At 36.6% G+C, this 14,137-nt stretch carries 16 protein-coding genes; 5 read left to right on the top strand and 11 right to left on the bottom strand.

All coding sequences use genetic code 11. From position 1 onward, the window contains the following. Positions 1 to 2: 2 nt before the first annotated feature. The 10 genes from AC2S94_RS03470 to AC2S94_RS03425 form a co-directional block, all read right to left on the bottom strand. Entirely contained in the window at positions 3 to 485 is a 483-nt protein-coding gene (locus AC2S94_RS03470) for a hypothetical protein (RefSeq protein ID WP_484630120.1), read from the bottom strand. Between the two features lie 130 nt (positions 486 to 615). After that, a complete protein-coding gene (locus AC2S94_RS03465; RefSeq protein WP_484630119.1) occupies positions 616 to 1,431 on the bottom strand; it encodes a CPBP family glutamic-type intramembrane protease in 816 nt (271 codons plus the stop codon). Between the two features lie 133 nt (positions 1,432 to 1,564). Then, positions 1,565 to 2,446, bottom strand: a complete 882-nt coding sequence (locus AC2S94_RS03460; RefSeq protein WP_484630118.1) for a hypothetical protein — start codon at positions 2,444 to 2,446, stop codon at positions 1,565 to 1,567. 161 nt (positions 2,447 to 2,607) lie between these two features. After that, positions 2,608 to 3,132, bottom strand: a complete 525-nt coding sequence (locus AC2S94_RS03455; protein WP_484630117.1) for a hypothetical protein — start codon at positions 3,130 to 3,132, stop codon at positions 2,608 to 2,610. A gap of 172 nt (positions 3,133 to 3,304) precedes the next feature. Next, the gene (locus AC2S94_RS03450; RefSeq protein ID WP_484630116.1) at positions 3,305 to 3,817 is read right to left on the bottom strand and encodes a hypothetical protein; all 513 of its coding nucleotides are present in this window, start codon (positions 3,815 to 3,817) and stop codon (positions 3,305 to 3,307) included. A 151-nt stretch (positions 3,818 to 3,968) separates the two neighbouring features. Next, positions 3,969 to 4,652: a hypothetical protein gene (locus AC2S94_RS03445; RefSeq protein ID WP_484630115.1), complete on the bottom strand. Its 684-nt coding sequence runs from the start codon at positions 4,650 to 4,652 to the stop codon at positions 3,969 to 3,971. A 150-nt stretch (positions 4,653 to 4,802) separates the two neighbouring features. Further along, positions 4,803 to 5,204, bottom strand: a complete 402-nt coding sequence (locus AC2S94_RS03440; RefSeq protein WP_484630114.1) for a hypothetical protein — start codon at positions 5,202 to 5,204, stop codon at positions 4,803 to 4,805. A gap of 2 nt (positions 5,205 to 5,206) precedes the next feature. Next, positions 5,207 to 5,596, bottom strand: coding sequence for a hypothetical protein (locus tag AC2S94_RS03435; protein WP_484630113.1), 390 nt, complete (start codon positions 5,594 to 5,596; stop codon positions 5,207 to 5,209). Between the two features lie 151 nt (positions 5,597 to 5,747). Further along, positions 5,748 to 6,527, bottom strand: a complete 780-nt coding sequence (locus AC2S94_RS03430) for a DUF6090 family protein (RefSeq protein WP_484630112.1) — start codon at positions 6,525 to 6,527, stop codon at positions 5,748 to 5,750. A 194-nt stretch (positions 6,528 to 6,721) separates the two neighbouring features. Beyond that, positions 6,722 to 7,174, bottom strand: a complete 453-nt coding sequence (locus tag AC2S94_RS03425) for a hypothetical protein (RefSeq protein ID WP_484630111.1) — start codon at positions 7,172 to 7,174, stop codon at positions 6,722 to 6,724. A gap of 267 nt (positions 7,175 to 7,441) precedes the next feature. On the opposite strand from AC2S94_RS03425, the gene AC2S94_RS03420 reads away from it, so the two are divergent. Next, positions 7,442 to 8,377 (top strand): ribose-phosphate pyrophosphokinase, encoded by a 936-nt coding sequence (locus AC2S94_RS03420; protein ID WP_484630110.1) that lies wholly within the window; start codon positions 7,442 to 7,444, stop codon positions 8,375 to 8,377. Between the two features lie 37 nt (positions 8,378 to 8,414). On the opposite strand, the gene AC2S94_RS03415 is transcribed toward AC2S94_RS03420, so the two are convergent. Beyond that, a complete protein-coding gene (locus AC2S94_RS03415; RefSeq protein WP_484630109.1) occupies positions 8,415 to 10,028 on the bottom strand; it encodes a Ppx/GppA phosphatase family protein in 1,614 nt (537 codons plus the stop codon). A 319-nt stretch (positions 10,029 to 10,347) separates the two neighbouring features. Here AC2S94_RS03415 and AC2S94_RS03410 point away from each other — a divergent pair, with 319 nt between their 5' ends. From AC2S94_RS03410 to AC2S94_RS03395, 4 genes are all read left to right on the top strand, one after another. Then, positions 10,348 to 11,007 (top strand): 50S ribosomal protein L25/general stress protein Ctc, encoded by a 660-nt coding sequence (locus AC2S94_RS03410; protein WP_484630108.1) that lies wholly within the window; start codon positions 10,348 to 10,350, stop codon positions 11,005 to 11,007. A 186-nt stretch (positions 11,008 to 11,193) separates the two neighbouring features. Beyond that, complete coding sequence (gene pth, locus AC2S94_RS03405; protein WP_484630107.1) at positions 11,194 to 11,820, top strand: aminoacyl-tRNA hydrolase; 627 nt, start codon at positions 11,194 to 11,196, stop codon at positions 11,818 to 11,820. Positions 11,821 to 11,826: 6 nt separating this feature from the next. Beyond that, positions 11,827 to 12,762 carry a bifunctional riboflavin kinase/FAD synthetase gene (locus AC2S94_RS03400; protein ID WP_484630106.1) on the top strand — a complete coding sequence of 312 codons (936 nt, stop codon included), beginning with the start codon at positions 11,827 to 11,829 and terminating at the stop codon, positions 12,760 to 12,762. Continuing rightward, positions 12,755 to 14,074 carry an HTTM domain-containing protein gene (locus AC2S94_RS03395; RefSeq protein ID WP_484630105.1) on the top strand — a complete coding sequence of 440 codons (1,320 nt, stop codon included), beginning with the start codon at positions 12,755 to 12,757 and terminating at the stop codon, positions 14,072 to 14,074. Before AC2S94_RS03400 ends, AC2S94_RS03395 begins: the two co-directional genes overlap by 8 nt. Positions 14,075 to 14,137: the final 63 nt, after the last annotated feature.

The following is a 14,137-nucleotide window of genomic DNA, read 5'->3' as shown; positions in this document are numbered from 1 at the left end:
GGTTATTTCAATTTACTCAATTCAGTTATTCGTTTTAATGCACTTATAAAGTTCTCTTGTTTTTTCTCATCACACCAATCAAATAAATAAATATTGAACGATTTAGTCAGTTTAACTTCTGAGTTTTCTTTGTGAATATAGTTGATTACTGAAACGTGTTTAATTCCTATGATTTCTAAAGAACGCCAAAGGTCAGATGTCGAACTTATGTTTTCTAAATTAAGATACACTTTGTCCAAAGGAATATTCCACTTCTTAATAAAGTCTGATTTTGATTTTCCGACAAAAAAAGTCATTGTAGAGTCAATTGGATTGTAGTTAGCTTTAGTATGTACTTCTAATTGATTAGCATCAGTACATTCAAACATATAGTTTTCTATAATTCCGCTTAAATAGATCATATCAGTGCTTTTTTCAATCTTCTCTTTTTCAGAGGAACAAGAGAGAATTAATAAAAACGATATTATACTGATTGTCTTTTTCAAAATGTTTTACAATGGTTGGCGGAGTAAGGGACGCGACTTTGTCGGCTTAATATTGGTTTGTTGGTCAAGTTAATTGTTTTCTTTCTAACGGTGCCGCTTATTGGCGATGAGCCGTTGTTGTAAGTAGTTTTTATTGTTGAATTTTTTTAGGTTTTCTCCATCTTACAAGAAAGATCCATAGCAAAATGAATCCAATATTCAATGTAATTATATAAAGTAATATTCCAAGTGGATTAAATCCTGAAGGTTCTTCTTGTAAAGCTTTCTCTAAAAATAGAATTGAAGTAGAAATTTTATCATCTGTAAATAGCTGGTTGTTAGCAACATTACTACCCCAATGTATTCCAATAGCAAATAAAATGGTTCCTGATCTTAAAAGCGCATTTGCGAAAACAAAGTGACCAATTATTATGGAAATTGAATAAAAGATTGCTCCAAATATCCCAATATTGAACACATTATGCAATGAGATAAAAATGAGAATAGCTATAATATTAGCTATTTTTAAATTGTAAGTTGAAATCAGTTTTTTATAGCCATAACTTCTAACTATAAATTCTTGCGTTGCAGCAGTCGGTAGAATCCAATAAAGTTGTTTTAGAATATCATAAATACTGAAATTCTCATTGAGGATAATTTTATCTCCTGTAAGAAAAGATCTTAAATAGTAACCAATAAGTACAGCTGAGATTCCAAGTAACAAACCTATTATCCAGAATATTAAGTTTTGAATTTTAAAATTGAATCCGAGTTCATTAAGATTTTTATTTTCAGTTCTGTACAATGTCCAATTTGCCAGAATAATTAATATTAATCCTACAAATGGAAATATATCTTTGATTTCTTTAGAAGGATAAATGAAGTCAGGAAGGAAAAGGGCTATAAGAACTAAGACCACAAAAAGAAGTAGTCGGCTTAAATTCGGATAGCTTTTGAATAATTTCACTTCATTTAAAAATTTCTTACAACGGTCTCGGTTATCGCCAGTTGGCGGAGTAAGGGACGCGGATTTGTCGGCTTGGTATTGATTCGTTGCTCAATTTAATTATTTTCTTTTTAGCGGTGCCGGCTATTGGCGATTAACCGTTGTTAGAGGATGTAATTTTTTCGTAATTATCTGGTAAAGGCCAATCATAAACTTTTTTCATTACCCATAAAGGTGGTAAACCTATTGAATCTCTTCTTTTGTCAACATTCTTTGGGTCTTTTAAGGGAATCATATCATAATTATGAGGATACATGCCGTAAAGTTGATATTTCTTATTCCTTACATTTAGAAATTCTTCATATCGAATCCAGAAGCTTTTTCTGATTTTGCCATTTTCAATTTCTTTATTTATGAATGGTCTAAAATAATCCCAAATCCAATTTTTTTCATTGTGGGTTCCTCTTTGGTGCCATAGTAATAATTGACCTTTTTCTTGCCATCCATATTCTTTAGTAATTTCCATCAGGCGCACAATATTTGTTGAATCAATTTTCATCATTTCTTCTTTAGAACTTCCATCTTTGCGAACTTTTTGATCAGCATCTAATAAACTATCAAGTTCTTTGAAAATCTCGGGATTTTCTAAATTGGAATAAAAATGTTGAGTGTGTCTGGAAAAATTCTCATCTAATTCTTTGAAAATTTCTTTATTTCGGAATGGATTGAACTCCTTAAAACTGTTGAAATAATCTTTATTTACATAAGTGTTCTGTAAAGCTGATTTCAGTAAATCAATAGCTTTTTCATCTTTTTTTAAATGAAATGCTGCTGCAGCAGCGTAGAAATATGATTGTTCATCTTCTTTAGGTAAAACTGCTATAGCTTGTTCTAAATGATCCAAAGCGCTTTTATATTCTTGGTCTTTATATTCAATTAGTCCTTTATATAGTAGATCATCATATTCTTCAAATCCCTTTTGTTGAGTTGAATAACTTAATACAAATAATAAAATAAAAAAATATGTAATTCTCATATGTTTGAAATTATTGCCTCTAACGGTCTCGGTTATCGCCAGTTGGCGGAGTAAGGGACGCGGATTTGTCGGCTTAGTATTGGTTCGTTAGTCAAGTTAATTATTTTCTTTCTAACGCTGCCGGCTATTGGCGATTAACCGTTGTGGTATGCAGTTTTTTGTCAGTCATCAAATCTCACATATATATTCTTTCGACAACGAACTATCCATTCATCATTTTCCTTTATTAACACAAGTAATTGTTCTTCATTACGTTTGTTATTAAGATAGACAATTGCTTTATCGTTATAAACTAAAGGTAAAGTTATAGCAGGTCTTATATTTTCACAGTCATCCACAATAGTAAAATTGTCAGTCAACATTGTTGAGTCAATGGTTCGGTATTGTGAGAACCAATAAATTTGGTCACGCATTTTTGAAATTTCATTGGGCGTAACAATTTCAGAAAATGAGTAAGTTTCTCTTTCGTTCATATCGATACAATGTCCTAGTAGATTGTCAATCACTTCCGAATTGCTTATCAGAACTCCAATTCCCATATATTGCAGAAAATTCTTATCCAAAGTCGGTTTTCCGTTTTTGTAAATTGCTTTTATGACTTCGTATCGTTCTTTTTGGATACTGTCATTTTGAGCATAAATTCCGCTCGATATTATTGTAAAAAAAAGTAATATTTTAAATTTCATCGCGATTTTTTCAAATTGCTCACAACGGTCTCGATTATCGCCAGTTGGCGGAGTAAGGGACGCGGATTTGTCGGCTTAGTATTGGTTTGTTGGTCAAGTTAATTATTTTCTTTCTAACGTTGCCGCTTATTGGCGATGAACCGTTGTTGTATACAGTGCTGAAGCAGAATTTTTATTCTACTCTTTTTAATCTTCTTAAAAATCTTTCTTTAGTTAATTTTATTTTAATCACTCCTATTTGAGCTTTGTCACCAAATAAGGCACGAGCAGTATTGCTATTAAGTGTAGATATTCCACTAATATGTTTTCCTATTTTTAGCTTTTTTATTTTTTTTACTAATTTCTTAGATGGATTATCTGGAAGAATAAATTGAGAATTATCTGATTCGATAAAATCAATATTTTCGGTTGTGAAAATGTAAAGCGGTCTTAGATTTGATTTTTCAACAAATCCCTTTTTGATATAGGTATTCCCTTTTAAATCTTTTTTAGGCGAATAAAAAACTTCTTGGTCTGAATCAATGCGTTCTTTTATTATATCAAAATTCAATTTTTCTTTTCTCAATTGCTTAAACCATTTTGCGTTATCTTCTTTGGTTAATATATACTCTTCTTCCTTGTTTTGCCCCAGAACTAAATTAGAAGTACAGAATATTAATAGAAAAAAAGTCAGAAATTTTCTCATAACTAGAAATTTTAAAAGCATTGTATACAACGGTCTCGGTTATCGCCAGTTGGCGGAGTAGGGGACGCGGATTTGTCGGCTTAGTATTGGTTTGTTGGTCAAGTTAATTATTTTCTTACTAACGGTGCCGGCTATTGGCGATGAACCGTTGTTACATACAGGTTTTTATTTCTCTTAGCTTGTAATGATGTTCCTGCATTGGAATCAAATCAATTTTATCTTTTTCTACAGATATAATCTGATAGATATTTCTTTCAGTTGTATCTTCTATTGTCAGGAAAAGAAAGAAGTTGTTTTTGATTTCTCCGATAAACCAATTTCCAACCAATGGTCTGCTTTGGTTCCAAATTGTTTCTAATATTTTGATCTTTCCATTCGGATCACTAATCGGATGAATATTATTTAGAAATTTTGTTTTGATCGAATCGTTTAGAATTCTCCAGCAATCTCCAACAATTAAATTCTCAATTTTCTCTCTTGTAGAATTTATTGTGTAATTAAGATTTAGTGGATGAAAAACTGAATTTGTATTTGAAGCAATTTCAATTTCTAGGGAATCTGTTTGATATAGTTTATACTTCGAATTTAGATTAGCAAATTCACTCTCGATAAAACTTTCATTTTGATTAATTCTAATTTGATATGAAGTGTCGGATGCGATTTGACTTATTTCATTTTGATCAAAATTTATAATTACACCCTCAATGTTACTTGATTGCCCTTCGTTTTTATTTATGATTTTGTCATTGTAAGACATCCAAATTCCTTCTAGATTTTGACCAATTATGGATTCTGAAATAGAAAATAGAAAGATTAGAAGTAGAAAATTTCTCATAAAAACTTGGATGTAACGGTCTCGGTTATCGCCAGTTGGCGGAGTAAGGGATATGGATTTGTCGGATTACCGTTTTATTGTTTGGTCACTAAAATTACACTTTTTCCTAAATACCCGGAATTTGAGATTAACCGCTGTTGTGCAAAGTTTTTATCCCAAATTATGAACTCTACCTTTTAATTTTCTTCTATTAAATTCGCTTACTCTTCTTTGATCTTGTTTATTTAATACTGCAAATGCAAAAACAGGAATAAGGAGAAATCCACCAATAATATAAATCACATAATGATTGCGACTTGATTCAAAAACGGGATTAATTAAAATCCAGGTTAAAGGTGTACCAATCAAAAAAATTAAACCAGCAATCAGTTGAGCAGATTTTGAAGGTTTTGCATATAACTGATCAATATGAAATTCATTAGAATTCTTACAATTTTTGCATTCTAAATTTTTAATTTCTCCATCTCTCATAGCAAATTCTACTCTAGTATTTGCCTCAGTTCGATAGGATACTTCATTTTTGCAATTTTTGCATTTACCGTAAACCTTCATTTTTAATTTTGTTTGTTATATAGATATTCTGTCGGTATTAGTTCAGAGTCATCTTTTAGGTACAAATTATTTTGATCGACTTCAATAATGTGATATTTCCTATTTCCTAAAATTAAAATTGAGTCTTTTAGTTCAAATTTTGTTCGATATTCTTGTCCCATTTGATTTAAAATCAAAGAATCATTTTCTTTAAATATCAAAGAAGTAACAAACTGATTTTCTTTATTATCTATTTCTTCTTTTCCATTTTCGGACAGTTTTGTATCCAAATTATTTAGAGAATTATTTTTTTCAGTTAATATCCATTTTCCCTTTAAATTGACTTTACTAATTTCTTGAGATGAGCATAATTTCATCATTAAAATAGATGTAAAAATCAGAAGGTATTTCATTGTTTAAAATTTTGCACAACGGTTTGCGGTTATCACAAGTTGCGGGAGTAGGGACGCGGACTTGTCGGATTACCGTTTTCTTTCCTGGTTTCTAAAATTACACTTTTTCTTCAATTACCCGTAATTTGAGATGAACCGCTGTTGTGCTTCGTTATTTTTTCTTTAATTCTATGAGAATTTCCTCTTGAATTTTTATCGATAAATTTTGCAAGATTTCTAATCCACCCAACCTGTCTTTATGAATATCAATCATGTCATATAGTTTCGGATTTAAACTTTTATTACTCCTAAAAGATTTTAAATCATACGTAGCAGTAAAATGGCTTTCTGCCGCTCCAGAGAAATTGGATATCCCCCTTGTATTGTTTACCTGTAATGGAATTACTTCATAATACTGAGATAGTTCATAAATAAGGTCATTGCTTAGTTGGTAAGATTGTTCAGAATATCTTTTAAGGAAATCAATCTGTCCGTAATATTCTTTCAAATTATATTTTAGATCCTCCGATTCTATATGAGATAGTAAGTTAGAGGCCATGAGTTCGTTAAACGCACTATTTAAAGACTTTATAGCCGGAGTAAAACACGCATGTCTAAATGAAGTTCCAACTAAAGAATCTATTTCTTTAGAGTTTAATTTACTTGAATGTAAGTTAAATAATACTTCAGCACCATTTAAAAAAATATCTTTTTCAGCATTGTACACATTATCAAAGTAGATTGAATCCTGTCTAATTTCCTCACTTAAATTAGTTAAAACATGGTGAGCACGTGCTAAATCTTTTCTATTTTCATTCCAATTGTTAATTTGAAGTGCCATCAAAATTCCAATTACGACTAATACAATCTCACCTAATGCGTAAATAAGATATTTACTAAACCTATTTTCAACAATTAGTTGTTGACGAAGTTTTCTAAAGAAGTTTATCATTAGAAATGAGTTTTTCTAAAGATATAATTTTTATGGATTTGCTCGTAAAATAATGAAGTACAACGGTCTCGGTTATCGCCAGTTGGCGGAGTAGGGGACGCGGATTAGTCGGCTTAGTATTGGTTTGTTGGTCAAGTTAATTATTTTCTATCTAACGGTGCCGCTTATTGGCGATGAACCGTTGTTGTAACGCGTTAATTTACCTTCACATAAGTTTGATCATAATCTTCTTGATTATCTTTTAAATCACCATTTTCGGTAAGAAATAATACGAATGCTCCTAGTGAAGTTTGATAATCATTTATAGTGTCATTATTTGGCCAATGTTGAGTCCCAAAATGTCTAAAAAACACAGCACTATCTTTTGCAACCGTGAATTTTCCTTTTTCAATTATAGTATCAAGTTCATCAGTTAAAGTGATTCTTTTCCAAGTATTATTTTCGGAAAGAGAGAGTTCTTTACTGTAAACTTTATTATTCAAGTTCCATACACCTGAAATTTCAAGTTTTTTAGTTGAATCAATTTTTTCAGAATTCGGAGTACTAATTTTTCTTTCTATAGTTTTTTCCTCTATACAACCAGAGAAAATTATTGTAGAAAAAATTACTAGAATTTTAATCAGTCGGTTTAAAGATTGTATGTTCAAATCTCAAATAATTTATGCGTTACAACTCGTTATATAAATAGGAAAATACACTTTTAGAAGGGTATGTTCCGGGATAATACGAGTTTTTATAAAACTACAGTTTTCATTTTAATCTAACCCTTAAGCCTGTCAATTTTCTATTTCTAAGGGCTTTCCCTTATTTAATCCAGCTTTCTTCGTAAGCAGTGAGTTTTATTCTCTTTTCGCAAGGATAAATTTTTAAATTTGCAGGCAACGATAACAAACACACAACAAAAACAACACAACATGCCTGCAACAGAAGCTAAGATCTTTAATTGTACCCAAAGCCGGGAACTCGCTGAAAAGATCGCTGAATTTTATGGATCCAAACTTGGGAACGTGATCACCTCCACCTACAGCGATGGTGAATTCCAGCCTTCCTTTGAAGAGTCGGTTAGAGGTTCCCGCGTTTTTATCATTGGTTCCACCCATCCGGGAAGCGATCACCTTATGGAGATGCTGCTTATGCTGGATGCGGCAAAAAGAGCTTCTGCCCGCCATATTACCGCCGTGATGCCTTATTTTGGATGGGCAAGACAGGATCGTAAAGACAAACCTCGTGTGCCTATCGCCGCAAAGATGATCGCCAGCATCCTGGAAACTGCCGGGGCCACACGTATCATTACGATGGACCTGCATGCAGACCAGATCCAGGGATTCTTTGAAAAGCCGGTAGATCACCTGTATGCCAGCACCGTATTCCTGCCATATCTTAAAGAACTTGGCCTGGATAACCTCACCATTGCTTCACCAGATATGGGTGGTTCAAAAAGAGCTTATGCCTATTCCAAAGCGCTGGAAAGCGACGTGGTGATCTGTTACAAGCAACGCGCCAAGGCCAATGTGATCTCGCATATGGAACTTATTGGGGATGTTACCGGGAAGAACGTGGTATTGGTAGATGATATGGTAGATACTGCCGGAACGCTTACCAAGGCTGCCGATCTTATGATGGAACGCGGAGCCAAAAGTGTTCGCGCTATCTGTACGCACCCGGTACTATCTGGCGAAGCCTATGACCGTATTGAAAAGTCCAAACTGCAGGAATTGATCGTGACAGATTCTATCCCTCTAAGACAGGAAAGCCGTAAGATCAAAGTAGTAAGCTGTGCTGAACTATTTGCCGATGTGATGAAGCGCGTTCAGGACAATGAGTCTATCAGTTCTAAATTCATTATGTAATCCCATTTGCTGAAGTTGTTTTCAGCAAACCTGATATTTAAGAAACTTTATTGCCGGTAAGATTCTGGCTGCGCTCACGTTCATTTTTGTTCACAGCGTAGATCTCCAGTTTTTTACCGGTCACTTTTTGAAATAGTTTCGATTTCTGCTCTGCTCCCCAGATCTCTAGTTCGGGATCGCCCATCGTGCTTAGGTAAAAATACACTTTTTCGTTGCTGTTCTTAATTTCCAGTCGTTCCACGTTCTGGTAATGACTGCGGTCCAGTCCGTCTGCTACCCGTAATAACCCGGAAAGTCTTTTCACTTTTTTCCGCATTGGTTTTTCCAGTTTTTTATATAAAAAATGTTTTTTCTTCGGAAGCGACCTGCGGTGATACCTCGCCACATTGGCCATGATATTGATCTCATCTTCGGTAAACCCGCGCAGGTCTGAATGTATGATGAGGTAAAGGGCGTGTTTATGGTGTTTACGATACGAAATATAATAGCCGATATCGTGCAGAAGTGCGGCATATTCCAGCAATTCGCGATCTGTATCTTCCAGTTCCAGTTCTTCTTGGAATTCATCAAAAAGCTGAAGCGCCATCGTGGCTACATGTCGGGAATGTGCTTCCAGCCAGTTGGTCTTTCTCAGCAATTCATGGATGCTTCTTTTTCGCGGTTCGGGAAAGCTTGCCACCATATCCAGTTTTGGGCGTTCCTGCTTGATAAAGTTCAGGATCATCCCATCTCTTAAAGCAGCTTCAGAAATTTTAATGGTCTCGATATCAAACTTTTTCAGAATATATTTTACCAGCACCATTCCCGGGTTGATGATATCGATCCTTTTTTCATCCAGCTCGCTGATCTTTTTGCGCTTTTTCCGGTCCAGCTGAATAAAATCCTTATAAAGTTCCTTGAATTCTGAAGCCGGGAAACTGAGTTCGTTCAGGCTGAGGTTGGCGGTATGCGAATTTCTGCTCGCCACCATCGCCCCGATGTTTTCCATGGTTCCGGAAGAGCCTATCATGGTCTTTACCTCGTGTTCTTTCAGGATCTTTTTGATCTCTTTCAGTTCCTTTTTATAGTGTTTCCGCAGGTTTTTGATCTCGTCTTTGGAAATAGGGTCATTCTTGACGAATTTCGCCGCCATTCTCGCCACCCCGAGTTTCAGGCTTTTATGGTAAAGAAATTCCTGGTTGTTCCCCACGATAAATTCCACGCTGCCACCGCCAATATCCACCATCAATACCATTTCCTCGCTCATGGCAATGCTGTGCCTTACTGCGTAACCAATGAGTTCAGCTTCCATTTTACCCGGGATCGCCCGTGCCTGGATGCCAATTTCATCCTGTATTCTTTGAATGAGTTCACCGCCGTTCTTGGCTTCCCTGATGGCGCTGGTGGCAAAGGCAAGCACTTCTTCCACTTCCTGGCTGTCGCAAAGGAATTTGATACGTTTTAAAGCATCTAGCCCACGTTGCATCGCTTCCTCGCTCAGGTGGTTTTCCATGCCTTTTTCTGCGAGGATCACCATCTCCTTGAGTTTATCGATGGTCCTGAAACTGCCGTCTGGATAAATATCCACGATTACGGCATGAAAGGAATTGGTTCCAAGGTCAATGGCGGCGATCCTTTTGGTGGAGGTTTTCTGGTCTTGATCGTTTTCCATGGGAAGTAGCTTCAGTTGATTGAAATAGTTGAACCTTCAATTTACTGAAATTCGGCGGGTCTGGTTGATAAGGTTATGTGAAATAATGCTTTCCCGGTTCAGATTTTCGGCGGAAAAATGCTGGCTAAGCTACAGATGTTCAGGTAGAATTATTAATTTTGACCACTTCAGAAAACTAAAGCCTGCTTCCGCAGAACTTTTTAAGCTTCAGGGTTTTATAGATAAATAAAAAAACATACTTTTGCAGCCTGAAAATTTTTATGCAAATGAAGGCGGTTCCCCTGAACTTGACGACATTTGTTAACTTAAATCATTTATAATGAAATCAATTACGATCAACGGATCTAAAAGAGAAAGCGTAGGCAAGAAGGCAACGAAAGCTCTACGTAATGCTGGACAGGTTCCTTGCGTATTGTACGGGGTAGAAGGTGATCCACTACACTTTGCAGCAGAGGAAATATCATTCCAGAACTTAGTGTATACACCAGACGTACACACAGTAAAAATCAAATTAGGAAGTGGTGAATCTTACGATGCTATCCTTCAGGATATCCAGTTTCACCCGGTAAGTGATGCGATTCTGCATATCGACTTCTACCAGATCTTTGATGACAGACCAATTACTATGGAAATCCCAATCCACACTGAAGGTGTTGCAAGAGGGGTTAAGAACGGTGGTGTTTTAAGATACAACCTTCGTCGTCTAAAAGTAAGAGGATTGCCAGGAGATCTTCCAGATTATATCGTAGCGAACGTGACTAAACTTAAAATTGGTCAGAAGCTTTACGTAACTGGAGTAGATAGTAAAGACTATGTGATCCAGCATCCAGATAACACTGTAATTTGCCAGGTTAGAACATCTCGTAACATCGTTGAACTTGAAGATGATGAGGATGAAGATGATGTAGCAGCAGATGAAGTACCAGCAACTGAAGTTGATGATCAGGCAGCTGTTAAAGAGGGAGAAGATAAAGAGTAAACTTCTTTAAATATATTCTAAAAGCATTCCTTGGTAGGTTTTTCCTATTTCGGAATGCTTTTTTTATTACAGCCGTTTTTTCTGCGGAAGGAAAATTGCGGTAGAAATTGAAATTAAAACTTCGGTTTTCGTCTTTCTGATTTAAAAGTATCTGATTAATTTTATCTTTACCAAAACACTAATTGGATGCTTTCATTCTTCGGAAGGATTTTAGGAAAGAAAGAGACCGGGGAGAAAATAGATCCCATGAAGAAATTTTTGATCGTTGGCCTGGGAAATATTGGCCCTAAATACGAAAATACCAGACATAACATTGGTTTTAAGATCCTGGACGAACTGGCTCGTGAAAAGGAAGTGACTTTTGAGACCCAGAAACTTGGTGATGTAGCCAGCTTTAAGCATAAAGGAAGAACTTTCGTGATGCTAAAGCCCAGCACTTATATGAACCTTAGCGGGAAAGCCGTGAATTACTGGATGCAAAAAGAAAAGATCGCTTTGGAAAACCTACTGGTGGTGACCGATGATCTTAACCTTCCCTTTGGAACCTTAAGATTAAAAACAAAAGGCAGCGATGGTGGGCATAACGGTCTCAAAGATATCCAGGCGCAACTCAATACCACCAAATACAACCGGTTCAGGTTCGGGATCAGCGATGAATTCTCGAAAGGGAACCAGGTGAATTATGTATTGGGAGAATGGAGCGATGAAGAGGAAAAAGAAATGCCGGAGCGTTTGAAGAAATCGGCTGAATTGATACAATCTTTCGGAACCGCGGGAGTTTCCAATACCATGAATTCATTTAACGGAAAATAGCAGAATTTGAAAGAGCATAAAGGAGCAAACTCATTCATAAGTGAACGCCAAACGGTAGTGACCATAGGTACTTTTGACGGAGTTCATGCAGGACATAGAAAGATCATAGAAAGACTCGTGAATTCTGCCAGTGCGAACAACCTGGATTCGGTGGTGCTTACTTTTTTCCCGCATCCCAGGATGGTGCTGCAAAAAGAAAGCGGCATCCAACTGATCAATACCATAGAGGAGCGTAAAAGATTATTAGAGGAAACCGGGATAGATCATCTCGTGATCCATCCATTTACGCACCAGTTTTCCAGGCTTACTGCGCTGGAATTTGTTCGTGATATCCTCGTGAACAAGCTAAAGGCCAAGAAAATAATTATTGGTTATGATCACAGGTTTGGTCGTAACCGTACCGCAGATATCAATGACCTGAAGCAATTTGGGGAAGACTTCGGCTTTGAAGTAGAAGAGATCACCCAGCAGGATGTGGAGCAGGTCGCCGTAAGTTCAACCAAGATCAGGACTGCCTTGCTCGAGGGCAGGGTAGAAAGAGCCAATTTGTATTTGAAACATCCCTTCACGCTCAATGGCAAAATAGTCAGAGGTCGTGGTATCGGGAAAGATCTGGGATTTCCAACCGCCAATCTTGAAATTGCTGACGATTATAAACTGATTCCGAAGAACGGGGTTTACGTGGTGCGAACAGAGATTGACGGAGAAACGGTGCACGGCATGATGAATATCGGTACCAATCCAACTGTGGGCGGAAAAGAAAAGACCATTGAATCTTACTTTTTTGATCTGGATAAAGACCTTTACGGTAAGGAAATCGAAATAGAAATGCTGGTGAGAATTCGTGACGAGAAGAAATTTGCTTCGGTAGACGATCTAAAAGTTGCCATGAAGCAGGACCAGGCATTTTCCAAACAATATTTAAAAGATAACCATGCTTAACAGGTGGCTTTTTAAACAGGTCGATAATTCTGCGCTGGTGGTTTTCCGTGCGCTTTTTGGTCTGTTGATCGCCATAGAAGCTTTTGGAGCGATCTGGACTGGTTGGATTAGAAGAACGCTTATAGAACCATCGGTTACTTTCAATTTTATAGGTTTCGAATTTTTACAGCCCTTGCCGGGCAATGGGATGCTCTGGTATTACGGGGTAATGGGAATATTCGGAATTTTCGTGATGCTGGGATTCCGTTACCGGATGAGTATTATCTGTTATGGCATCATGTGGTCTGCGGTTTACCTGATGCAGAAATCATCTTACAATAACCACTATTATTTATTGATGTTATTGTGCTTTATCATGAGCTTTCTGCCAGCCCATCGCTGGTTTTCACTGGATGCGAAATTTAGGCCCGAAATTAGTAAAATATCGATGCCGCGCTGGGTTTGGGTAGTCATCGTGCTGCAACTCTGGATCGTGTATACCTATGCCTCAATTGCGAAAATGTATCCTGATTGGCTGGATGGTAGTTTCCCAGCGCTTTTGATGCGTTCCAAAGCCGATTACTGGCTCGTGGGAGAATTTCTTCAGCAGGGCTGGATACGTTATGCCATCGCTTATTTCGGACTGCTATTTGACCTTTTGATCATTCCGCTGTTATTATGGAAACCTACACGCTTGCCTATTTTTCTGGCCGCGATATTTTTCCATCTATTCAATAGTTTTATATTCCATATAGGGATCTTCCCCTATATGTCCCTGGCTTTTTGCATTTTCTTCTTCCCTTCCAAAAAGATCAATAAATGGTTCCTGCGGAATAAGAAAGAATACTACGATAAAGGAGAGATCATCGTGCCTTCCTATAGAAATATATTGGTCGGTGCCATGGCGGTCTGGTTCATCGTTCAAATCTCCTTGCCTCTTAGGCACTGGTTCTTTCAGGATGATGTGCTTTGGACAGAAGAAGGTCACCGTTTAAGCTGGCGTATGATGTTGCGGGGAAAAAGCGGAAGGGCTTCATTTAAAGTAGTTGAAAAAGGAACTTCAGACACCATTTACGTAGATAAAAGTAATTACCTCTCCAGAAAACAATTGCGATCCATCTCTACCAAACCAGATATGATCTGGCAGTTTGCCCAACGTCTGGAAAAAGAATACGCCGAGCAGGGCAAAGAGGTGGAAGTTTATGTGGAAGGTAAAATAAGTGTAAACGGTGGAGAATACAAACCGCTTATAGATCCTAAAGTAGATCTGGCTGCAGAAAAGTGGCAGCATTTTAAACACCACGACTGGATTCTTCCTTCCAATTCAGAGTAAATATCTTGCCTGCTTTTGTTACATTTGCGGCTTAGAAAAAATATGAACGGTAAATAAAACCCG

It is taken from the genome of Christiangramia pacifica (genome assembly GCF_057221535.1).
The sequence above is the reverse complement of the archived record's forward strand: the minus strand, read 5'-3'. Positions and strand labels throughout refer to the sequence as shown.